This is a genomic window from Lamprobacter modestohalophilus (assembly GCF_016583905.1).
In the GTDB taxonomy this organism is placed as follows: domain Bacteria; phylum Pseudomonadota; class Gammaproteobacteria; order Chromatiales; family Chromatiaceae; genus Lamprobacter; species Lamprobacter modestohalophilus.
This window is the reverse complement of the sequence record NZ_NRRY01000045.1, coordinates 18,551-42,494: the sequence shown is the minus strand read 5'-3', so window position 1 is coordinate 42,494 and position 23,944 is coordinate 18,551. Positions and strand designations below refer to the sequence as shown.

Annotated in this window: 14 protein-coding genes and 1 other RNA gene; 11 read left to right on the top strand and 4 right to left on the bottom strand. The window is 60.8% G+C overall.

The features are described 5' to 3' along the window. The 7 genes from CKO42_RS20030 to drmC form a co-directional block, all read left to right on the top strand. The coding region (locus tag CKO42_RS20030) for an AAA family ATPase (RefSeq protein WP_200247921.1) at positions 1-1,001 on the top strand (1,001 nt) is incomplete at its 5' end. A 392-nt stretch (positions 1,002-1,393) separates the two neighbouring features. Then, positions 1,394-1,825: a GIY-YIG nuclease family protein gene (locus CKO42_RS28605; RefSeq protein WP_420844337.1), complete on the top strand. Its 432-nt coding sequence runs from the start codon at positions 1,394-1,396 to the stop codon at positions 1,823-1,825. After that, positions 1,815-5,348, top strand: coding sequence for a DISARM system SNF2-like helicase DrmD (gene drmD, locus CKO42_RS20025; protein ID WP_200247919.1), 3,534 nt, complete (start codon positions 1,815-1,817; stop codon positions 5,346-5,348). Before CKO42_RS28605 ends, drmD begins: the two co-directional genes overlap by 11 nt. Before the next feature lie 10 nt (positions 5,349-5,358). After that, positions 5,359-9,432 carry a DNA methyltransferase gene (locus tag CKO42_RS20020; RefSeq protein ID WP_200247917.1) on the top strand — a complete coding sequence of 1,358 codons (4,074 nt, stop codon included), beginning with the start codon at positions 5,359-5,361 and terminating at the stop codon, positions 9,430-9,432. A 52-nt stretch (positions 9,433-9,484) separates the two neighbouring features. Next, entirely contained in the window at positions 9,485-13,051 is a 3,567-nt protein-coding gene (gene drmA, locus CKO42_RS20015; protein ID WP_207148784.1) for a DISARM system helicase DrmA, read from the top strand. Next, entirely contained in the window at positions 13,048-14,874 is a 1,827-nt protein-coding gene (drmB, locus tag CKO42_RS20010; RefSeq protein WP_200247913.1) for a DrmB family protein, read from the top strand. Before drmA ends, drmB begins: the two co-directional genes overlap by 4 nt. Then, positions 14,871-15,710 carry a DISARM system phospholipase D-like protein DrmC gene (gene drmC, locus CKO42_RS20005; RefSeq protein ID WP_200247911.1) on the top strand — a complete coding sequence of 280 codons (840 nt, stop codon included), beginning with the start codon at positions 14,871-14,873 and terminating at the stop codon, positions 15,708-15,710. The genes drmB and drmC overlap by 4 nt, the downstream gene beginning before the upstream one ends. A gap of 29 nt (positions 15,711-15,739) precedes the next feature. Here drmC and CKO42_RS20000 read toward each other — a convergent pair whose 3' ends face one another. Then, the gene (locus CKO42_RS20000; RefSeq protein ID WP_200247908.1) at positions 15,740-17,023 is read right to left on the bottom strand and encodes a DNA cytosine methyltransferase; all 1,284 of its coding nucleotides are present in this window, start codon (positions 17,021-17,023) and stop codon (positions 15,740-15,742) included. Positions 17,024-17,184: 161 nt separating this feature from the next. On the opposite strand from CKO42_RS20000, the gene CKO42_RS19995 reads away from it, so the two are divergent. Next, on the top strand, positions 17,185-17,616 hold the full coding sequence (locus tag CKO42_RS19995) for a hypothetical protein (RefSeq protein WP_200247906.1): 432 nt from the start codon (positions 17,185-17,187) through the stop codon (positions 17,614-17,616). 92 nt (positions 17,617-17,708) lie between these two features. On the opposite strand, the gene CKO42_RS19990 is transcribed toward CKO42_RS19995, so the two are convergent. After that, positions 17,709-18,668: a 2-hydroxyacid dehydrogenase gene (locus CKO42_RS19990; protein WP_200247903.1), complete on the bottom strand. Its 960-nt coding sequence runs from the start codon at positions 18,666-18,668 to the stop codon at positions 17,709-17,711. 109 nt (positions 18,669-18,777) lie between these two features. Between CKO42_RS19990 and CKO42_RS19985 the strand changes: the two genes are divergently transcribed. Then, positions 18,778-19,002 (top strand): hypothetical protein, encoded by a 225-nt coding sequence (locus CKO42_RS19985; protein ID WP_200247900.1) that lies wholly within the window; start codon positions 18,778-18,780, stop codon positions 19,000-19,002. Positions 19,003-19,487: 485 nt separating this feature from the next. Here CKO42_RS19985 and ssrA read toward each other — a convergent pair. Both ssrA and CKO42_RS19975 read right to left on the bottom strand, forming a co-directional pair. Continuing rightward, positions 19,488-19,847, bottom strand: a transfer-messenger RNA (tmRNA) gene (gene ssrA / locus CKO42_RS19980). Between the two features lie 125 nt (positions 19,848-19,972). Beyond that, a complete protein-coding gene (locus CKO42_RS19975; RefSeq protein WP_200247898.1) occupies positions 19,973-20,119 on the bottom strand; it encodes a hypothetical protein in 147 nt (48 codons plus the stop codon). Between the two features lie 191 nt (positions 20,120-20,310). On the opposite strand from CKO42_RS19975, the gene rimO reads away from it, so the two are divergent. Then, complete coding sequence (gene rimO, locus CKO42_RS19970; protein ID WP_200247895.1) at positions 20,311-21,636, top strand: 30S ribosomal protein S12 methylthiotransferase RimO; 1,326 nt, start codon at positions 20,311-20,313, stop codon at positions 21,634-21,636. Positions 21,637-21,720: 84 nt separating this feature from the next. Then, on the top strand, positions 21,721-23,925 hold the full coding sequence (pbpC, locus tag CKO42_RS19965) for a penicillin-binding protein 1C (RefSeq protein ID WP_200247892.1): 2,205 nt from the start codon (positions 21,721-21,723) through the stop codon (positions 23,923-23,925). Positions 23,926-23,944 lie beyond the last annotated feature (19 nt).

The window sequence follows — 23,944 nt, the reverse complement described above, 5'->3', positions numbered from 1 at the left end:
GCGCACAGGCTGAATTGGATGCCCTGGTCGCCGAAGGACCGAGGATCGAGACCCGACCACCGTCGCGCCGCGTGCTGATCCCGTCCGATGTGGAGATCGCCGGTGCGGCCCTGGCGCCGCGCTGCATTGTGGATCGCTACCTCTATGCCGATGTGGCGCAAGTAGTCGCTCCCTTTGGCACTGGCAAGACCACCCTGCTGCTCTACGAGGCAGCGATGATCGCGCTCGGCGCGCCGCTCTGGGGCCTGAGGATCGAGCAACCCGGTTGGACGCTGTTCGTGACCGCTGAGGACCGCCGCGAGCGCCTCCTGGCCCGCCTGCGCGAGATCGTGGCCGCCCTCGAACTGTCGGAGGTCCAGTGCCGCCGCGTGTTCGACAGTGTGATCTTTTGGGATCTCTGTGGCTCAAGCCTGAAGCTGACGCAGTTGATCCAGGGCAACGTGGTGCTCACGCGTCTCGCCGATGACCTGGGCCGCGCCCATCGCGACGACCGCCCGGCGGTGGTGACCTTCGATCCGGTGGTGTCGTTCGGCGCCAGTGAACAGGACGTGAATGACAACGAACAGGCCCTGATCACCTCCGCTCGACGCATTGTTCGCACCTTGGACTGTTGCGTGCGTTTCGTTCATCACACCGGTCAGGCGACTGCCCGCGCTGCGATCCTGGGCCCGTACAGTGGCCGAGGGGGATCGGCGTTAGCCGACGGCTCGCGCATGACCACCGTCCTCCAAGCCTGGAATCCCGATGACGAGAGCCACCGGCGACCGCCCCCCGGCTGCAAGCCCGATCCCGAGAGCAGCATCATGATCCTGGCCAGGGCTAAGCTGAGCTATGCACTGCCCAATCTGCCGGAGCTCTGGATCAAGCGCAGGGGCTACGCCTTCGAGAGCTTCGTGGAGCTGAAGCGCTCGCCGGAGGAGGGGCTCGATCAGCCCGGCGCGTTGACATCGAAAGACCTCGACCATGCCCCTTCCAAGGCGCCAACGACACTCGCTTCCTAATAACGCGCCGCCCTATAGGGAAAGAAAGAACGGCGCGTTAAGTCGCGTCCGTTTCTTTCCCCCTGTGCCTCAACGCGCTGGCGAGGCTTGGCGCGTTGCGGCGCGTTAAGGCAGAGAAGCTGAGTTTGATGCGCTGCTGGGTAGGACATCCTGATCTTTGGAGCTGAGAGACCAGAGGTCGAGTCGAGTACGCAGCCAGCGAACTACAGCTGCTTGACCCGTGCGAGTGCTTAGCTTGGAACTGATCTCCGGCGTCGGCAAAGCTCGACGCCAGCTCAAGGCTTGGCTTAGATCAGTGTTTGCTCGCAGCAGACGCGCGTAGTATCAAACGCAAGGGGTAAATCGCGGCACGATTCTCAGGATCGCCGCACAGGGCAGGGGATGGAGAGAGGATGGGGACCAGCTACGTCAAGCCAGCGCGCTTGTGGACGCGCGCAAAGGTGCTTGGGACACAACTGGCAGTGCCGCGCGAGCCGGGCTTCTACGCCTGGGTTTTCCTCAATCTGCCGCCGAGCGTTCCGGTGCAGGATTGCCGGTGCTTCGATGACCTGCCACTCCCCTACGTCGGCATCGTTCCCAAACCGCCACCGAAGAACCGCGCTCGCCCGAGCAAACAAACCCTCCTCGACCGCGTCCGCGATCACTCTCGCGGCAACGCCGAAGGCTCCACGCTGAGATTAAGGCTCGACCGTCTACTCGCGTTGAGAGCAGGCGCTCCCAGAAGCGTTCAGCTCCGCAATAAGCCATCTTGTCGATTTCCCTCAGACGCGCGTTTTTCAGCGCGTCGCCCGTTGCACGACTCCGCAGTCGCCAATGACCACTAAACCAACGCTTGAATCCGTCCTTGGCGATCTCTCTCGGACCCGCCTTGCTGAGATCGCTCGCCTGCATGGCGTCGCGCTGCCCGAGAAAACGCGGTCTGAGCAGGTCGCGTATCTCCAACACACGATCGACATGCGATTTGGCCCTCTGCTCGGGCGTTTGACCCGGGATGAGCTGCGCCGCGCCTGTCGGAATCATGGCTTGGACGATAGCGCGCGCTCCCGCACGGCGCTCGCCGACACCCTGCTTGGTGCCTTCGATGGCGACCCCGGCAGCGATCAGGGGCTAACAGGGCTGTTTGGCGCTAGTCGGGGCGGCCGGGAGGCGCCTGAGCCTGGTGATGTCATTCGATTACGGCATCGTCAGTGGCTCGTCGAGGAGGTTGCTCCGCCACCGCAGCCCGATCACCTGACGCTGATCAAGGCGGTATGTCTCGATGATGATAACCAGGGGCAAGCCATCGAGGTCCTTTGGGAGATGGAGCTCGGAGCCACGGTTGTCGAGCAGAAGATGGGTGGGCTCGGTTCCGGCGTTGATGAGCCGCGACTGTTCGGCGCCTATCTCCATGCCCTCAAGTGGAACTCGGTCTCAGCGACCGATCGTGAATTGTTCCAGGCGCCGTTTCGCGCAGGCATCATGCTCCAGGCGCACCAGCTTGAGCCGCTCCGGCGGGCGCTGTTGTTACCCCGTGCTAATCTCTTCATCGCCGATGACGTCGGCCTCGGTAAAACCATCGAGGCCGGCTTGGTTCTGCAGGAGCTCATCTTGCGTCAGCGGGTGGAGTTCATCCTGGTGTCGTGCCCCGCATCCGTTTGTCTTCAGTGGCGGGATGAGATGTCTAAGCGCTTCGGCCTTGGGTTCGAAGTCATGAACCGTGCCTTCGTCGATCGCCGCCGTCGCGAGCGCGGGTTCGGGGTGAACCCCTGGAGTACGCACAACCGCTTCATCATCTCTCACGATCTGCTCAGACGGCCTGAGTATCGGGAACCCTTGCTCAGCGTCCTGGGCAATCGCGCGAAGCGCAGCCTCCTCGTGCTCGATGAGGCCCATGTGGCAGCCCCTGCCTCCGCCGGCCAGTACGCGACAGACTCCAACATCACCAAGGTGATTCGAGATGTGGCGCCACGCTTCGAGAATCGTCTCTTTCTCAGCGCCACGCCCCACAACGGCCATTCCAACAGCTTTGCAGCGCTACTCGAACTGCTTGACCCGCAACGCTTCACCCGCGGTGTTGCCGTCACTGACTCCAGGCAACGGGATGCGGTCATGGTGCGGCGGTTGAAAGAAGACCTGAGGGTGCTCGGTCGCGGCTCCTATCCCGTGCGTCAGCTGGTTCGTCACAGCCTGAAACATGATGGGGCTGAATGGACGCGCGGTGCGACGTCGCAGGGCACCGCGAGCGCCGCACGGCGCATCGGCGGCAAGCATCCATTCGAGTTAGAACTCGCCACGCTGCTGAGCCAGTACCGGGATCTGCGCGAGGAAGACAAGAAAGGCGGTGCGCTCGCCCTTGTGAACCTGCAGAAGCGCCTCCTCAGCAGCGTTCCCGCATTTGCCCGCACCCTGAAGAAACATGCGGCAGGCAAAGGCGGTATCTCCGCGCTGCGCGAGATCGCGGCATTGGGTCGTGACCAGCTCGAGCTTGATGATCTGTATGGCGACGAGTCGGAAGACGAGGCCGACGAGCTTGAACGCGTCGCTGCGGCATCGTCCAAGCTCGCCCCGCCCAGCGCGCAAGCGCTCCAGCTTCTTACCGCCATGGGCGAACTGGCCCAGAAGCATCAGGATGACCCCGACGCCAAGATCCTCGGTTTTCTATCCTGGGTCAGAGAGCACCAATGCCCGGCGGCCGGCCTTGATCCGGATGATCCGGCCAGCAAAGCCTGGACTGGCACCCGCGTCATCGTCTTTACCGAAGCGATGGACACCAAGCGCTATATCGAGCGTCAGCTGCAGCGCGCGCTTGCTCACACCGCAGACGGCCATCGCCGCGTGATGGTCTTCCACGGTGGTCTCGGCGATGACAAACGGGCAGAGGTTCAGCAGGCCTTCAACAGCCCGCCCGATGAACACCCCGTGCGGATCCTGATCGCCACCGATGCCGCCCGAGAGGGCGTCAATCTGCAGGGACACTGTGCAGACCTTTTTCACTACGACGTGCCCTGGAACCCGGCACGCATGGAGCAACGCAACGGCCGCATCGATCGCACGCTGCAGAGCGAACCCGAGGTCCGCTGCCACTACTTCGTCTACACCGACCGCAAAGAGGACATCGTTCTCGATAAGCTCGCGCAGAAAGTCGACACCATCCAGCGCGAACTCGGTTCGCTCGGTGCTGTGATCATGGGGCGCATCGAGTCGCAGCTGGAGAAAGAGGGCATCGACGACAAGACGGCCTCCAAGCTCGAGGAGACCGAGCGGGAGAAGAAACAACAGACCGTCGCCACCAGCGAGCTTGAGCAGGTCCGTGCTTCTCAGGGACAACTTGCCCGCGAGTTGGAGCATGTGGACGAGATCCTAGATCGCTCGGAGAAGGTCACCTCGTTTGAGCCCAAACTGCTGCGCGATGCCATCAACGCTGGCCTAGAACTCAGTGGTGCAGAGCCGCTAGAACCGACGCCCGGGGCCATTCCAGGTGCAGAAGCCTTCAAGCTGCCGACGCTTCCTGAGTCGTGGGCGGAGACCTTGGACAGCCTGCGCATGCCACGTGGCCGCGACCAATACTTCAGCGATTGGCGCGCCCAGGAGCCACTGCCTGTCTTATTCGAGCCGCCACCCAAGATGAATAGCGCGGCGGCGCAGCTGCATCTGTCGCATCCGTTCGTCAAGCGCATTCTGAGCCGCTTCCTCTCCCAAGGTTACTCGGCCCACGACCTGAGCCGGGTCACGATTGTCCGCAGCCGCGACAGCTTGATTCGCGTGATCGCATTCGGTCGGCTTTCGCTCTTCGGTCGCGGTGCTTCCCGCCTGCACGACCAGCTCGTGAGTGTGGCTGCAAGGTGGGTGGAGACAAGCGACGAGCCGCTGAAGCCGTTTGCCGAGGCGGCTGATCGCAGGGCTCTGGAGTCCCTCGAGCAAGTGCTGGCGGAATCGCCCACCTTGGACGGCATTTCCAGCACTGCCCGTCAAACCGTGATCAAAGCAGCGCCGAAACTGTTCGGTGATCTTTGGCCGTATGTGGAAGCCGAGGCCGACGCACGCGCCCAGGAAGCACTGCTCGACCTTGAACGGCGCGGGCTCGAAGAAGCGGACCAGTTAGAGGAGATTCTTCGCCGTCAGCGCAACGCCATTGAAGAGGAACTTGATCTGAAAGTCGGGCAAACCGCCGCCTTCCAGTTTGAAGACCTCACGCGCGCAGAGCAGAGACAGGCGGAGGCAGACAGGGCCTACATGAAGCAGCGCCTGCAAGCGATCGAGCACGAGATTCAGGAAGAGCCCGAAGACCTCAAGTCGCTCTATCGGGTCAGCCTGCGCCGCTTGGAGCCGGTGGGGCTCGTCGTGTTGTGGCCGAAAACCCGGGGCTGAGAGACGAATCATGGCAACCAAGAGCGAAGCGTTCTTTCACGACAAGTGGCTGGGCCACGTGCAGACAGCGTCCGATGGCCTGGTGGTCGCAAAGCCTGTATTGCTTGAGGCTGGCTGCGCGCAGCACCAGCCCCCCGAAGTCCAAGAGACACTCCGTGAGCTGTGTCCACCTGGCCCGGACGACGCGCCACGCCGCATCACGGACCTGATGCAATTCTTTCAGCGATTGCTGGATTTCGACCTCGACCTGTTCGACGCGCAGTCCGCGATCCCCGATGCAGTCGCCCTCTATGCCCCAGAAGGGCCGCAGACCATTCGCCCCACCTTTGGCCTGCTGCGCCAAGACGACCCGGAGCCCCCAGAGGGCGCCGGCAGCCCGGCCGCCAATGCGGCCGCTCGGTACGTGGCGCTGCTCTGGGACGTCACTGAACTTGAGGATGGTCATCACAGCGCTGCCATTGGCCTTCCGCTCGACAAGCCGGAAACCACCACAGGCAGCTGGTCGTACCCGGCCGCCGCAAAGTTCGATCGCCTGCTTCGGCACTGTCGAGTACCGATTGGAATCCTGACCAATCGCGAGGTGATCCGCCTGGTCTATGCGCCGCACGGTGAGTCGTCCGGCCACATCACCTTCCGCATCGACGACATGGCCACGGTCGGCGGTCGGCCGATACTCGATGCGATGATCATGCTGCTGTGCGCCAATCAATGGTTTGGCGTGAGCGACGAGAACGCTCTGCCAGCGCTGCTCCGGCGCAGCCGCGAGTATCAGGGCACCGTGACCAAGGATCTGGCTGAGCAGGTGTTCAGCGGCCTAGAGGTGCTCCTCAAAGGCTTTCAAACCGCGGCTGAACGTGACAAGAGTGGGCTGCTGAGCGAAGCCCTCGAGCGCGATCGGGATCACCTCTACTGCGGTCTGCTCACCGTCATGCTTCGCCTCGTGTTCATCCTCTACGCAGAGGATCGGGGCCTGCTCCCCGTCGATCACCCGCTCTATGCGCAGCGCATGAGCCTCCTTGGGCTGTTCGAGAGGCTGCAGCGCGACCACGGCAACTTCCCCGACTCGATGAACAATCGCTTCGGCGCTTGGGGCCACATCATCTCGCTCAGCCGAACCATCTACCTGGGTGCGGAGCACGGAGACTTCCGCATTCCGCCACGTCAGGGTGACCTCTTTGACCCACATGGCTACCCGTTCCTCGAGGGTTGGACGGGGAGCAACGCGCCGATTATCAGCCAGAAGGCGCGTGCTGAGGTCAAAGTACCTACCGTCGATGACGGGTCGGTGTTCGTCTTGCTCCGCAGCCTGCTGATCTTCCAGGGCCAACGACTCAGCTATCGCACCCTCGACGTGGAGCAGATCGGCAGCGTCTACGAGTCACTGATGGGGTATCACGTCTGCGCCTGTGAGTCGCCTGCGGTGGCGATCAAGATCAACGGTAAGCGAGGTGCTGCCAAGTTCTGGCTAGAGCCCAAGGCCGTGCTAGAAAGGCCCGCCGGCCAGCGCGTGAAATGGCTGCAGAATGAGTGCGGCTTCGACAAGCCGGTGGCGACGAAGATCAAGAAGGCGCTCGACGGCTTTGCCAGCAATGCTGAGGATCAGGGTGCTGCATTTGAGGCGCTGTTGCCGCTGGCAGCGGGTAAGAAAGGACTTGCGCACGAGCAGCGCGCGAGCACCGGCCAGTACGTGCTTCAGCCAGGCTCGGAGCGCCGTCGTTCCGGGACGCAGTACACGCCGCGCTCATTGACCGAGCCGATCGTTCGCAAGACCTTGGAGCCGCTTATTCGCTGTTTGGGTGAGGTGCCAACGGCGGAGCAATTGCTTCAATTGAAGATCTGCGACCCTGCTATGGGGTCGGGCGCTTTCCTGGTGGAGTGCTGCCGGCAACTGGCGGATGCGGTTGTGGCTGCGTGGGCGCGCGCCGGCGAGATCGAGATGATTGCCACTAGTTGCCCGGGCGGGGATGTGGTTGCGCATGCCCGAAGACTCGTGGCGCAACGGTGCTTGTACGGTGTGGATAAAAATCCCATGGCGGTCCCGTTGGCCAAACTATCGCTCTGGCTATTCACCCTGGCCCGTGACCTTCCTTTTACATTTCTAGACCATAACTTGCGGCATGGTGACGCGCTCGTCGGGCTCGACCTTAAGCAGATCAGAGCCTTCCACTGGAAACCGGAGAAGCAACTGAGCTTCCTTGAGCTGGAGATTAGGCGGACGCTTGATGAGGTCGTTACAATTCGACAGGAGCTTCATAAGCTTGCTGCGGATTCGACTCCGGAAGGACAAAAAATCAAAGCACAGCGACTCTTCGATGCCAACGACGCGACTGAGAAACTACGACGCATCGCCGACTTGTGCATTGGAGCATTCTTTGCTAAAGCCAAGGACAATACTCGACTAGCAGAACGTCAATCACGTGAAGATATTGTTCGCAGATGGCTGGAAGGTGATGCTACCGCTGATAGTTCTATCGAGCGTTTGGTCGACGATATAAGAAATCTGCATGTGCCTTTTCACTGGTGGTTAGAGTTTCCAGAGGTTTTCTATCGGGATCGAAAAGATCCGCTCTTAAATTGCGAGGCCCATAGCATTGCCTGCATAAAGGGGTTTGTTGGGAATCCGCCGTTTCTGGGAGGTACGCCGCTATCGCAATACCTCGGTGGCCCAGCATACCAGCAGTGGCTTAAGACAGTCTTCGACGGAGTTCAGGGTCAGGTTGACTTATCCGCGTATTTCTTCAGGAGAGCATTCGCGCTTCTGGGCAGTGATGGAGCCCTCGGAATGCTCGCAACCAACACGCTCTGCCAGGGTGATACGCGCTCCGGTGGATTGCAGCCGATCGTTCAAGCAGGCGGGAAAATTTATGTTGCTGAGCGTTCTTTCTTTTGGCCGGGAGATGCGTCGACTTCCGTATCACTTTCTCACATTGCAGTCGGGACAGCAGCTCAAGATGGCATGCAACTGCTGCTTGATGGCAAAAAGGTATCGGCGATCAACTCTAGGCTTCGGCCCAAGCCTGAAAGGCCAGACCCGAAGCCCCTCAGTGCCAATCAGCACTGCAGCTTCATGGGAACAGGCTTGAGAGGGTCAGGCTTTATCCTTGAACAATCTGAATACGAGTGCTTAGCGAGAGACCCGCATAATCTAAGCCGTCTATTTCCATTCATCGGCGGTGATGAAATTAATACTTCTGCCACCCAGGCGCACAATCGCTACGTAATCAACTTTGGCTCAATGTCATTTGAAGAGGCCAAGAAATGGCCCCGCTTATTGAGAATACTCGAAGAGCGCGTTAAGCCAGAACGCGAGAAGGCAAAGGACCACGGGCCCGGAAAACACGGCAAGAAGTATTGGTGGCAACATGCCCTTCGTTCGGATGCTCTCTATGCCGCAATCGCACCATTAGACCGCTGCCTGGCGACCGCGCGAGTCACGAAGCACTTAATGCTTTCATTTCAGCCAACAAATCGCATTTTTAGCGATAAAGTTTACGTTTTTCCTTTGAGGTCTTTCTCGGCCTTCGCGATTATGCAATCTCGAATTCATGAATGCTGGACTAGGCTTCTTTCATCAACACTTGGGACTGGTCTCAACTACTCGGCAACCGATTGCTTCGCTCCCTTTCCTTTTCCAACACGGAACCCTCACGAACCGATTGCTCAGCTAGAGCTGGTAGGTCAGAGGCTATATGAGGCTCGTGCCGAGTTCATGATGGAAACCGGCCAAGGCCTAACAAAAACATATAACGCACTAAAGGACTGCGACTGCACCGATAGTCGTGTAATTAATCTGCAACGTTTGCATGAGGCTATGGATCGCTCAGTACTGGAAATTTACGGTTGGGGAGACATCGAAGTTCCTTCTTTCTGCGACTCGGATGACCACGGCGAAGGTTTGGTTGGGGAATTCGCGGACGAGGTAATTGATAGGCTCTACGTGCTGAACGGTGAGCGTGCTTTGGAGGAAAAAGATCAGGGGCTAAGCATGAGGCTACCCAAGAACTCGGCACCAATGCGATCAAAGAAAACTGCCAACCCGACCATGAGGCTATTTGGAGTGAGTGATGGAGAAGGCGTGAGCTGATGCAAGTATATCGAGAATGCCTTGAGTTCTGCTCCGACACAGGGAATAGGATATGAGTAGTCAAGATATAACCCCTAACCCCGCCGCCATGCGCGACGTTCGTGACCAAATAGTCGATGCTCTCCGCAGAGAACTCACAGGCCCTTGGCACCTGGAAGATGAAACCGATCCAAGCGAAGAGTTTCCAACGGCTCGCTATATTGTCGGTCGTCTTGCCCCCCAAGAATTGAAGATCGACGCCGTCGAAAACAATGCGCTCCCGACCGGCGACGATGAGGATGGCGAGACGGGCGAGGCAAGCTTCGAGCCTCCCCAGGTTCTCGGTTTCATGCCGTCCTCGATGGGACTGTCCTTCGTGCTCAATGACACCTGCGACAAAGTCGACGTGCACATTGAATGGGGACAATATCTCCGCGCTGAGGAGGCCCCTGAACGTCCCACAGCGGAAGGGGCAAGCGAGAGCGAACAACAGGAAGCCCAGTGGGACGCCCCGCAACGCTCCAAGTTCGTTTGGCGTCGCGAGCAGCGGTCCGGAGTCGTCCGTGGCCTCGATGTCTCCAAGAAGGGGCGGCCCGTTGCCGAGGTCAAACTGCACCCAGAGGAAGCGTTAAAAGCTGGTGTTCGCGTGGAAGGTCTCGCGGAGGCCGACGTCTGCGTGCAAGGCGTGGTCTACGAGATTCGCGGTCAGCGCGCCGTCAGCCTGTTCCTGGTCAACCAGCGTCAGAAGGGCGAGCAAGGCGATTCTGAGAAGGACCAACAGTTCCTCATGCAAGCCCGGATGGAAGTGCGGGCGAGCGATGGCAGTGCAGCCTTCCTCGCCAAAGACGACATCCACCTTGACCAGGAGGGCTCAGCGGATGGCGAGGCTCAGGCCAATAACCTCCTGTATCGTCACAGCCGTGAATTCGCGACAGGCCATGGTGTGGCAGCAGAGTGGGATGGCCTGACACCTGAGGGTACTGCTGTCTCGAGCGTCCGCACAGAGTTCATCCCGAGCTATGAGGTGCCCAAGGTGATCGCCGCCAACGATATCGCCGGCGGTGCGCTCCTCGATATGTTGGCGCTCTCCAAGCTGGATGATCCGGAAGAACTCTACGCGGCCCTGGAGCCTCTGGTGGTCCAGTACGAGGGTTGGATCAAAGAACGCCGCAAAGAGGCGGAAGCGCCCGCGATCAAGGACCACCCCCTTCACCGCGAGGCGGCTAAGTTTCAGCTGATCAATTGCGACACTGCGGCTGAGCGGATGAGGAAGGGTCTCGAGCTGCTGAAAAGCAGCGCCAAAGCGCGCACGGCCTTCTGCCTGGCCAATGAGGCGATGGCCGATCAGCGCGTGCACGCCATCTGGGCGAAGCAGAACCAAGCCAAAGGTGAGCGCACCGATATCGCTGCGTTATGGATCGAGAAGAATCACCAGTGGCGCCCGTTCCAGCTCGGATTCTTCTTGCTCAACCTGCTCGGTGTCGCCGATGACGAGAGCAGCGACCGCACCTTGGTCGACCTGCTCTGGTTTCCGACCGGCGGCGGTAAGACCGAAGCCTACTTGGGCCTCGCGGCCTTTACGCTCTTCTATCGCCGGCTCGTCGGCGACCGTGATGGCATGGAGGCTGGCGCAGGGGTGTCGGTCATCATGCGCTACACCTTGCGCTTGTTGACGGTGCAGCAGTTTCAGCGTGCAGCCGCGTTGGTCTGTGCTTGCGAGGTGATCCGCCGGCGCGAGAAGGCGTTGGGGCAAGAGCCCTATCGGATCGGGCTTTGGGTCGGTGACAAAACAGCACCGAATCGGTTTCAGGGTGCCAAAAAGGCAATTGAAGACCTGAAGACGAGAAACTATACGGACGGCGGCAGCCCCGTTCAGCTCTTATCTTGCCCCCGCTGCGGCGAAGCGTTGGCGAACGATCGGGGCGTGCCCAATGGGGCGGCCTACACGGTTGATAACGACGCTCAGCGCATTCGGGTGTTCTGCCCGAACTTCCGTTGCGAGATGTCGGCGAAGAAGTCTCAGGGCGAAGGCGTGCCGGTCGTCGTGGTCGATGAGGAACTCTACAGAACCTGTCCCTCGATCGTCATCGCTACCGTGGACAAATTCGCGCGCATGACCTTTGAGGGTCGTACCCAGGCGTTGTTCGGAATCCGCGATCGATACAGCCCGACCCTGGGGCACATCACCCCGGCGCATGGCAACAAGCCAGGCGGCAAGCAATGTAAGGATGCGAAGAAGGCAGCGCGTCTGCTCCCGCCAGAACTCATCATCCAGGACGAGCTGCACCTGATCTCTGGTCCGCTGGGGACCATGGTGGGGCTCTATGAGACGGCCGTCGATTTCCTCAGCCGTGTGCAGAAGGAATCTGGCGCGACCGTGCCATCGAAGGTGATTGCATCGACGGCGACGATCCGTCGCGCCGCCCAGCAGGTTCGCCAGCTCTATAATCGTGACCTTCAGGTGTTCCCCCCGAGCGGCCTGAGTTCCAAGGATTCGTTCTTCGCGCGTGAAGTCGCGACACAGGATGAAAACAACCAGACCAGCGATGTCACCGCTGGACGGCTGTATGTGGGTGTGAATGCGAGCGGCTCGAGCTCAAAGACACTGCTTGTCCGCGTGTATGCCGCCTTATTACATGCGGGTCTCGACTACCTGGTCGATCCTGCCATTGCCCAGTCCGGCGATCCTTATGGCACCCTGGTTGGCTATTTCAATAGTCTGCGCGCCCTCGGAGGCGCCAAGCGGCTGGTCGAAGACGACGTTGCCTTGCGGCGACTCTTCTACCTCGCCCAACGCGATAAGGTTGCGCTGCATCGTGAGCGCCGGCATAAGCGCTACCTGAGTGAACCCAAAGAGCTCACCAGCCGATTGCGGTCCTGGGAGATTCCACCGCTTCTGAAACGTATGGATGTGACCTTTCCGCGGCCGGCGAAGGGCGAGAAGGGCAAGCCCTATCCGGTCGATGTCCTGCTGGCGACCAACATGATCTCGGTGGGTGTCGATATCGATCGGCTCGGTCTGATGGTGTGTACCGGGCAGCCCAAGACCACGTCCGAATACATCCAAGCGACAAGCCGTGTTGGGCGTCAGCATCCCGGCCTGGTGGTGACCATGTACAACTGGGTGTCGCCGCGCGACATCTCGCACTATGAACGCTTCAAGAGCTATCACGCGGCCTTCTACCGCTACGTCGAACCCATCAGCGTCACGCCCTTTTCTTCGCGTGCCCTGGACCGCGGTCTACACGCCATGTTCGGTGCGACACAGCGGCTTGGCCAGACACAGGCTTCTGAGGAATTCTCTGCCAACAAGTTCGTGCCGACGGCGCCTTGGGCCAAGGACACAATCAAGGCCATTGCGGATCGCGCGACGGCACTGACGGCGTTAGCCGCGCAGGGTGATCATGTCCGCAGCATCTTGAATGAACAAAGCGATAGCTGGAGCCAGCTCAAGAACGCCTCGGTCTCTTACTCGAAGAAGAAATCGAGCAAGCAGGCTGACGCGGATGTCGCGCACCACCGCTTGTTCCGCAATCTCGGCGAGGCGAAAGGGGGGAAATGGGCTGCTCCCAATTCGCTCCGCGATGTTGAACCGACAGCCACCTTCTTCTTGGCGGATGATGAGGAGTCGTTGTCGTGAGCAAGAAACCCGTTGGCGAGGTACGGCCGAGCCAGGTCATCACCACCTTTGGGCCAGGCGCGATTGTTGATCTGCAGACCTTGTCCGTCGTCGTCGCAGGGGTGGACGAGTGGCAGAAGGCCGATGAGCAGCGCATCCAGGAGCCGCGACTAGAGCGCAATCTGAAGGTCAAGTGCTTTTATTCGGCCCCACCGGCGTTCGGTGAATACAACAAAAAGCCAGGCACACTGCCGGCCTATCTGTTTCCTCGCTATCAAGTCTGTTCAAACCCACAGTGCGGGACGCTCTCTGAGCCCTCTGAACAGATGTTCAAGCGACATGAGAAGCGGCCAGTCTTCTTATGCGAGCTTTGCGGTGGGAAGTCTCCGGTCAACCCGGCACCGTTCATCGTGGCCTGTCCAAGCGGGCATATGGACGATTTTCCGTGGCGGGAGTTTGCCCATCGCGGTCCGACGAGCTGTAAGCAGCCGATGCAGCTGAAGTCGATGGGCAAAACCGGAACCGTGCGCGATCTGATGGTGCACTGCAAGTGCGGCGAAAAGCGCAGTGTCGGGGATGCCTTCGGGGAGAAGAAGCACGAGGTCGTCGGTACCTGTCGCCGGAGGCGGCCGTGGCTCGGGCCAAAGGATGTCGACAAGGCCTGTGAGCACGCTGATCTCGCTGAAACACTTCAGCGTGGCGCGACGAACTCTTGGTTTCCTGTGGTGCGCAGTGCCTTGTCCATTAAGGACGCCGCCACACCGATTGGGAAGCTACTGAATAAAGCGGACCCTGACATCCTAGAGTTGATCAACAATGCTGACGATTTGGATAAGTTCTGGACTCTACTCGCAAAGAAGATTCCTGAGCTGGAAGACTACGCGGGTGCACGGGATGCGATTTTGGAGTCCATTCTCAAGAGCCGCGGTGAGTGCGAGACAGACGAGATTGATCTCCTTCTTCCGGAATGGGAGGCGTTGAGAGATCCAGATGGATACAGTCAGGGCGAGCGTTCAGACTTCTTTTCGCAAAAGGCCGAGGTCCCGGAGAAGTTGCACGACGTCCTAGCGTCCGTGATCCAGGTCAGGAAGCTGCTCGAGGTGCGTGCACTGACCGGCTTTACCCGTCTCGAATCGAAAGGCGGACCCTTTGGCGGAGATGGGGAGGAGGTCGACATCGCGCCGATCTCCCGGAACCCGGTACTCGACTGGTTACCAGCGGTTGAGGTTCGTGGCGAAGGGCTCTTTTTCGAGTTTCGCAGTGCCGTTCTGGATGCTTGGTCGACAACGCCGGCTGTGGGGATTCGTGTCAGAGCCATGCTGGAGGCTCACGCAAACAGGGAGGAAGACCAGGAAACGATCAGTCCACCGACTGAGCGCGAGATCCGCGAGAAATCCCGCTTCATCGTCCTCCACACCTTCGCACACGCGGTCATGCGAGCCCTCGCGCTCGACTGTGGTTATTCGGGGGCTTCGATTCGTGAGCGCATCTACTCGTCGATCGAAGACGGTCGCGAAATGAGTGGCGTCTTGTTGTACACCGCGAGCCCCGATTCCGAAGGGAGCCTTGGCGGACTGATCGATCTTGGTACGCCTGAGCGTCTTGGCGGTCTCCTGCAAGATGCCCTGCGTGATGTGACGCGCTGCTCCTCTGATCCGCTCTGTGCCAGCCATGATCCGGAGCGTCATCAAAGCAGCAATGGCGCGGCTTGCCACGCCTGCGTACTGGTCCCCGAGACCAGCTGCGAAACCTACAATGCTTGGCTCGATCGGTCGCTGCTTGTGCCGACGGTCGCCACCCAGAACCTGGCCTTCTTCACGCCAAAGCACCTTGGTTGGGAATGACCACAACCGCCCCGGATGCCTTTGCACAGGCATGCGCCAAGCTGGTTGGCCAAATTGCTGCCAATCCATCCGTTGCGGACGCGATTCTAGCGGCGCTCGCATCGGGCCTGCTGACCGCCGACAGTGGCCCGATCGCGATTGGTGCCGTACTGAAGGGGTCACCCGGCACCCACCATCTTGCAGCGTTCCTGAAGGCGTGGGGTTCGAGCGCGCCTCATCTTGGCGCCTTGGACGTGACTGCAATGATGAACGCGAGTCTCGCCTGTTATCGGCTCGCACAAAGCCGCGCCCACTTGGTTGATACCGTGTGGACAGGGCCAGAAGTGGCTGGCTCTGCGGTCCGCCGGACCGAGGCCGTTGTGAACGAGATCGTGGCCGGTGCAGAGACGGAGCTGCTCATCGTCGGCTATTGGTTGGTGACGAGCACAATCCAGGTCAAGGCGTTGATTGAACGCTTGGTTCAGAAAGCGATGGATGGGGTCAGCGTTCGCTTTGTGTTTGATCCGGGTGAAAAATCTGGTGGTCTGGATAACTTCGCTGCCCTCGATGAACGTTGGCCAGCAGGCCTCGAGGAAGCAACGCGTGAGGTCTATAGTTGGAGCGAAACGCTCACCAAGGTCAAAGACAAGAGCGGGTACCGCTACGACCGAAAGCTCCATGCGAAAGTCATCGTCGCAGACCACCACGATGCCCTCGTGACATCAGCAAATCTTACCCAAGCGGGGCTTCTTGAGAATCTTGAGATGGGGCTGCGCGTTCAAGGTCCGATGGCGAGTGCTGTGGTGCGCCATTTCGATCTCTTGATTGAAGAGGGCGTCTTGGAGCGGCGATCCTAAGTGCTAATGCCGCCTCGGGTCCCGTCAACTCACCCTAGTGCTGGCAGACTGTCGAAGAGATTGGATTGACGCTCCGACTTAGACCGAACGCTTTTCTTGGTGCTCCTTCGCTCTCCGGGGTGATCTGGATGCTCACCGATCAAGTGATGATACTTTTCCGCCAGCGGCAGGACGGTCTCTGGCTTTGGGACAGGCGTTCGCACTGGGGGCAGCAGCTTGAGGGTCTCTCGGGCCGTTCGGTCACCAAGGAGTTGGTGGCGAATCTCACGCGCAAGCACCTCGGCCAGCAGTGACGGAACCGCATTGCCGATCATCTTCTGGATGTCGGTTCGGCCACAGTCAAAGTGCAATCCGTCCGGGAACGTTTGGATTCGGCACATCTCCTCGGCCGTGAGCTTCCTGTTGCTCCAATGAAAAGGGCCGATGGATGAGCCGGGCTGAGCCTGAATCGTCCATGAAGGCAGGCGCTTGGACAGCTTGAGCATGAAGCTCCAGTAGCGCGTCCGCCAGCCAAACAGCGGCTCACCGCCACCTCGGTTTGTATGCCAGAGGTAGTTGCGCCCCTCCGGGATGGAAGGCAGCAGATCAGCCCATTTTCCGCCTGCTTGCAGGGATGGATCGTTCGGGTTGCTTGGCAGATCGCCAATCGCGTCCCAGGCTGTTCGATATGGCGACAGCCCTTCGGCGAGCAGCGCCTCGTTGTCAGCTGCGCAGTGGGTTGGCGTCGGGAACTTGAATACGGTGCCGTCACGGCTTCCGACCAAGAAGAACCGTTCACGAAGCTGAGGGACACCGAACTGCGCGGCGTTGAGCATCTCAGAGGTGACTTGGTAGCAGGTACCGGTTTCTCGGTTGATCTTTTCAATACCTTGGAGCAGGTAGCGCAGGCCTTCGTCCTTGTCCTTGTAAGCCAACCCATAGACATTCTCGAGGAGAAAAGCGCTTGGTCGTGCGTCACGAAGCACACGCAGAAAAGCGGTGAGGGTGTCTGCGCGAGGATCATCGAGTCGCAGCGCATCGCCTCTTGCCCAGTAGCCTGATTTCGAGAACGGTTGGCAGGGTGGCCCAGCAATCAGAATGTCGGCGTCACCGGGCTTGATGCCTGCTGCGCTCAGGATCGCTTCCGAGCTAAAGCCATGGATGTCACCTTCGAGCACGGTCCAGCTTCGGTTTAGGCGCAAAGTTGAGCATGCGGTACTATCGAGTTCCAGCGCAGCTATGGTCTCAAATCCTGCGGCCTCGAACCCGAAATCAAGGCCTCCGACGCCGGTGTAGAGACTGATTGCTTTAAGGGTTGTCGGAGAAGATCGCATCGAGTTCGAGATCCGGACATGGGCGGGACGGTTAGGCGTTTTTGTCGACATCCGACGATACCGCCTGGTACGCTCTGATGCCATCTCTTCAGCTTTCAGCGACTTTTGTTGCCGCTTAAGGCACTGTTCGTCCGCCCAGCAGCCAACTAAACCGATCGACGATGAACACCGCTGTCAAACCAGCTACCAGCCAGTTGGCCGTCGACCTCCAAGCCCGCTACGACCGCGCTATGGAGAACTACTGCCGTTGGCGCCGCAGCGAGCAAGACCCGTACCGTCTCGCCGAAAATGCCGAATACCTGCGCCAGATTGACAGGCTGCGCCGTCAGATGGTCGCAGCCAATGCCGAACCTGAAGATCTGGTCTCCCGTATGCGCTTGCTCGACAACTGGAGCGATCCCAGTGAAAACGGCACCCGCTATGAGTTCGATACGTCTCAGGGGACCTATTGCATCGAGCAGAACGACGTTACCTATGTCTGGCTCGTGCATACGCCAGATGGCGCGCTAGAAGGCCCGTTCCAAGATGCACAGGAAGCTGCCGACTGGGCAGCCGACGAATGGCCCATGACTGTCAGCGATTCTATCGACTGACGTGCCGATCATAGAGGCTGATCACGGAGCGATTTTGGCTCTGCTGAGTTGCACGCGAACTCAAAGAGCCAGACAAACCCATGTCGGCAGCCCTACACCCGATTGTGCGCAATCCCCGCCCAAAAGGCCTCGATATTCGTTGCGATCTCCTCCACCACGCGCTGCCGTGCCTCGCGGCTGGCCCAGGCGATATGCGGCGTGACGATCAGGTTGGGGATGCCCGGCGTCAGCAGCGGATTGCCCCCACGCGGCGGCTCGGTGCTCAGCACATCGACGCCGGCGCCACCGATGGCGCCAAGGCGTAGGGCCTCGGCCAGCGCCGATTCATCGACAATGGCGCCGCGAGCGGTATTGATCAGCAGGGCGTCGCGACGCATCAGCCCCAGCTCGCGCGCGCCGATCAGGCCGCGTGTGGTGTCGGTGAGCGGGCAGTGCAGGCTCAACACATCGACCTGCGGCAACAGCTGCTCGAGCACCACTCGGCCCTCGCGCGTCTCGCCACCGGGGCGCTGAGCGACAAGCACCTGCATCCCGAAGGCCTCAGCCACCCGGGCAACGGCCTGACCCAACTCGCCATAGCCGAGAATGCCGAGGGTCCGTCCGGCCAGTTCGCGAATGGGGTAGTCCATCAGGCAGAAGCGATCATGCTGCTGCCAGGCGCCGCTGGCGACCGCGCGGTGATACTCGGGAAGGCGTGTCGTCAGCGCCAGGATGAGCGCGAACACATGCTGCACCACCGCCGGGGTGGCATAGCGCACCATGTTCGCCACCGCGATGCCTTGCTCGCGCGCCGCGTTCAGGTCGACATGGTTGGTGCCGGTTGCGGCAATGCAGATCAGTCGCAGGGAGGGAGCCGAGGTCAGCGCAGCGCGATCCAAGGCCACCTTGTTGGTCACCGCAATCTGCGCATCGCCGAGGTGATCCAGGATCTGGGGCGGTTCCGTCTGCGGATAGCGTCGCCAAGCGCCGCACACGCGGTCCAACGGGGACAGATCAAGGTCGCCTTGGTCGATGGTGGCCAGATCCAGCAAAACGCCGTTCAGCGGTGACATCAGGGGACTCGGTGGGGGAATTCAGGACGCAATGATCGCATGGTCAAACAGATTACAGCCATCCATCGCGATGATAGGTTGTCGCAACTGCTCGTCTGCAGATCACTGCTTGACGCTGAATCCGGACAACGAGAGGACGCCGCACGAGGTCGAAGCGGAAACCGCCGCCTATCTGGTCGCCAAGCGCACCGGCCTATTGCCGCGTAGCGAGGGTTACCTGGATGGGTATCAGTGTGCCTTGGGCTGTCTTGATCTTCATCGCATCCTGAAGGTGGCCAGCAAGGTTGAAAAGCATCTCGGCCTTCCGGTTCCCGCCTACCGGATATTCGCATGACGCCGATGCAGTATCCACAGTTCTTCGTCGTCCGCGCAGAGTGCGAGCAGGCGGCCGGGCAACACGGCTTTCGGCGCGAACCGGTGCGCCGGGACGGCATTTTACCGGCATCATCTTGCTGGTTGACTCGCATACCATCCCACGGGCGGACTGCGCCAGTGATGTCGAGCGGATCGATGTGTTGTACAGCAGCGGGAGGACATCCCGGAGCGATTTAATGAGGGGGCGGCGATGGCCGAGTTCGAGGGTTGGCTGTCGCTTTCGGAGTCACACCAAGAGGTGTGAGGTGGCTGGGGCAAGCAGGCTGTATGCTAAAAAGATCGCCAAGCTATGCGATTCTAAGTTGGGAGATGAGTTGCTGCAGGTCTGAGCAGCTTTGCCAAAAAAACCCTTACAATCCAATTTCGTTTGTGGGTAGCTTTGTGGGTACAGCACAGAGGAGGCTTCCTTTTCTCCTTTAGATTCAGTGCCTTGACTTTCTAAAATGGTGGAGGCGGCGGGAATCGAACCCGCGTCCGCAAGCCCTCCGCCGTTGGTACTACATGCTTAGCCCGTTCTACTGTTTTTAGCCTTCCACCGCCCGAAGGGCAGGGCGATTGGTCAGCGATCCCGAATTAGGTTTTAGCGATCTCGGTCCAGGCCCCCGTTATCGCGATCCTGTGTGATGTTACCCCACGAATCCGCCGCCCACAGGCAAGTGACGGTGTGAGGCCCACTGGGTTTAAGCAGCGAGAGCGTAGTTGTCGTCGTTGGCAACTATAGATTTGCGGTTGGATTTACGAGGTAACCCGCACCTCGGCATGCACCTCGGGTTTTGTGACCCACGTCGAAGCCATGTCGCCCCCTAGTGACTAGTAGACACGCTATCACCCTGTGGGTTCCGTGGCAATGCCACAATAGCAATCGGGCCGACCATCGGTGTGGTTGGCCCGGTTGCTTGACAGGCCTCCAAACGGGTTTGTTGGAAGGTTTACTCGGCGGCGGTGCTAAAGGTGTCGACGGTCTGAACCTCGATGACCTGTGTTTGGTCGGTCTTGGCAACGTCTCCATCCGAGACGACCAGAGCGGCCTGGGTGCCACCGATCAACAGTGCGACGATTGCGAGTGGTGCTAACATATTGAACCTCCTGTTGGTTCGCGTTACAGCTGAAGATTGAGTATGAGTATATAAGCAAACTCTAATTCGTCAAGGGTATCTCGACGAATTTTGACGCAGGTCAGGCGTTTCGTGGCGACGCTTGCTGTAGCACAAGCAGCCGTCTCGACCCGGTTTCGATCACCTCGACGTTTTATGCGCAGGCAGAATTCATGGCGACGAAAAGCATCCCTAAGGTGGGATTCATCAGTCTCGGCTGCCCCAAGGCAACGGTCGATTCCGAGCGCATCCTGACGCGCTTGCGGGCCGATGGGTATGAGATCGCGGCGGATTACGCCGGGGCTGATCTGGTGGTGGTCAACACCTGTGGCTTCATCGATGCGGCAATCGAGGAGTCGCTCGACGCGATCAGCGAGGCGCTGGACGAGCACGGACGGGTGGTGGTGACTGGCTGCCTGGGTGCCCGTGGCGACATGATCCGCGAGGCACATCCGGATGTCTTGGCGGTGACCGGGCCACATGCTGAGGATGCGGTGCTAGAGGCCGTTCACGCCCATCTGCCGGCACCCGACTACAATCCCTTCGTCGACCTGATGCCGCCCCAAGGCATCAAGCTGACTCCGGATCACTTTGCCTATATCAAGATCAGCGAGGGCTGCAATCATCGCTGCAGCTTCTGCATCATCCCCAGCTTGCGCGGCGACCTGGTCAGCCGGCCGATCGGCAGTGTGCTGGATGAGGCGCATCGCTTAGTCGAGGCCGGGGTTCGCGAGTTGCTGGTGATCTCCCAAGACACCAGCGCTTATGGGGTCGATTTGCGCTATCAGGCCGACTTTTGGAACGGCAAACGGCTAACGACCGATATCGAGAGCCTGGCCCGTAGCTTGGGCGAGCTGCAGGCCTGGATCAGGTTACACTATGTGTATCCTTATCCGCAGGTGGATCGGCTGATTCCGTTGATGGCCGACGAGCTGATCTTGCCGTATCTGGATATGCCGCTGCAGCACGGCAATCCGTCTGTGCTGAAGGCGATGCGACGACCGGCGGCGACCGAAAAGGTGCTCGATCGGCTTGCGGAGTGGCGCCGCATCTGCCCCGAGCTCGCGCTGCGCAGCACCTTCATCGTTGGCTTCCCCGGCGAGACCGATGCCGATTTCGAGCAATTGCTGGCGTTCTTGAGCGAAGCGCAGCTGGACCGGGTCGGCTGTTTCAGCTACTCGGCGGTTGCCGGTGCTGCGGCCAATGCACTCGCCGATCCGGTGCCAGAGGCGCTGAAGGAAGAACGCCGGCAACGCTTCATGGCCCTGCAGGCGGAGATCAGTCGCGACAAGCTTGCGCAGCGTGTCGGCAGCCGCGAGATCGTGCTCGTCGATGAGGTTCACGAAGAGCAGGTGATCGCGCGCAGCTATGCCGATGCCCCGGAGATCGATGGCACCGTCATCATCGATGGCGCCTGGGAGCTTGAGCCGGGTAACTTCATTGAGGTTGAGTTCATGGCGAGTGGTGAGCACGACCTGTTTGCAGCACCGGTCACTTAGGCGTCAACCTTTACGTCAACCTTTACGTCAACCTTGTCCAAGCAGGCCAGTCGTGCCGACTGAGCGATGGATTGGAGGCGCTCGATGACGATTCGACGCGCTGTGCTGACCGTCTTGATATTGCTCGGCACAACCCTGTTGCTGTTATCAGCCGGGGCACTGACGCTGAACGAGCTGCGTCGCAGTCAGCCGCTAGATCTCGCGCTTGAGACCTCGGCGGTGGTGCTGGACCGCAACGGCCAGCTACTGCGTGCGTTTACGGTGGACGATGGACGCTGGCGACTGCCGGTGAGTTTGGGCGAGGTTGATCCTCTGTATCTGCGAATGTTGCTCGGTTATGAAGACCAGCGTTTCTGGCAGCATGCGGGCGTGGATCTGCGTGCTTTGCTGCGGGCGGCCTGGCAGGCGCTGCGCCAGGGCCGGATTGTCTCCGGGGGCTCGACGCTGACCATGCAGGTGGTGCGGCTGCGGTTGGGGCTGGCGACGGGCTCACTTGAAGATAAGTGGCGACAACTCGGCGGGGCGCTAGCGCTGGAGCGCGTGAAGGATAAGCATCAGGTGCTCGAGGCCTATCTGAACCTGGCCCCGTTCGGCGGCAACCTCGAGGGCGTGCGTGCGGCGTCGCTGGCCTGGCTTGGCCGCGAGCCGCGGCGGCTCACGCCGGCGCAGGCGGCGTTGCTCGTGGCCTTGCCGCAAGCGCCGGAGCAGCGTCGGCCGGATCGCTCTCCGGAGGCCGCGCGGCTTGGGCGCGATCGTGTCTTGTCACGGGCTGAAGCACTGGGTCTGATCGATGCCGATACCGCAGCCGCGGCGCGACGCGAGCCGATCCCGATCCAGCGGCGGGCGTTTCCGATGCTGGCGCCGCATCTGGCGCGCCGTGCGCTGACGCTGTCGCCAGCGGCTGGCGTGCATCGGCTCACCCTGGATGCTCGCTTGCAAGCGCGTCTGCAGAGGCTCGCCGCTGAGCACGCCGCGCGGCTGCCGGATGCGGTCTCGGTCGCGATCTTGGTTGTCGATCATGGCAGCGGCGAGGTCTTGGCCAGTGTCGGCTCGGCGGGGCTACTCGAGCGCGAGCGCGATGGCTTTGTCGACATGACTGGCGCCCTGCGTTCGCCAGGCTCGACGCTGAAGCCGCTGATCTATGGGCTGGCGTTCGAGCTGGGTCTGGCGCATCCGGAGAGCCTGATCGAGGATCGCCCGCGCGCCTTTGGTGGCTATGTGCCGGAGAATTTCGATCGCGGCTTTCAAGGCACGGTGACCGTTCGCGCGGCGCTGCAGCAGTCGCTGAATGTTCCCGCCGTGACGCTGCTGGAACGGGTGGGACCGGCGCGGCTGCTGGCGCGCTTGCGTCGGGCGGGGGCCGAGCCGCACCTGCCGAAGGCGGCGGCTGGCGCTGGGCTTGCGATTGGGCTCGGTGGGGTGGGCCTCAGCTTGACCGATCTGGTGAGCATTTATGCGGCGATTGCCCGCGGCGGCGATCCGGTGACGCTGACGCTGCGCGATGGGCTTCGGCTGCCGGAGAGCGCTGATCGCTTTTCCGCCTTTGCCGATACTACGGCCTCTGTGGCCTCAACGGACTCTACGCGCCCGACCGACTTTGCGGGTCCGACCGGCCATACCGGCCTGAGCACCCGAACGGGCACGACGGCTGAACGCAACCCGGTACTGCCGCCACGCGCGGCCTGGTACCTCGCCTCGATCCTGTCCGGGGCGGAGCGCCTTGATCAGATCGGTGGCGCGATCGCGCTGAAGACGGGTACATCTTATGGTTATCGAGATGCTTGGGCGCTCGGCTTTGACGGCAAGCAGGTGATCGGTGTCTGGAGCGGCCGACCGGACGGCGCCGCAGTACCGGGTCTGACCGGCACTGAGGCTGCGGTGCCGATTCTGCGCGATGCCTTCGCGCGTCTCGATGACCGGGTGCCGCTGCCGGGGCCGCCATTCGATGTGCTGATGGCCTCGAGTGCCGAGCTGCCCCCGCCGCTACGTCGCGTCGACGGCAATGCCTCAGGCGCGCCGGTTGATCGGCTCGAGATCGCCTTTCCGCCGGATGGCGCGGTGGTGGATCTCGGGCTCGGACTTGGGCTCGGACTGGGTGGCGGAGCGGAGCTGGCGCTGAAGGTGCGCAATGGCTCGCCACCGTTTCAGTGGCTGGCGAATGGCAGGCCGATCGCGCACGCGCCCCATGCGCGCAGTGTCCAATGGCGCCCCGAGGGGCCTGGCTTCGCCACCATTGCTGTGATCGATGGGCAGGGCCAGTCCAGCCGCGTCAGCGTTAGCTTGCAATGAAACGCTAAAATGCGCTGCC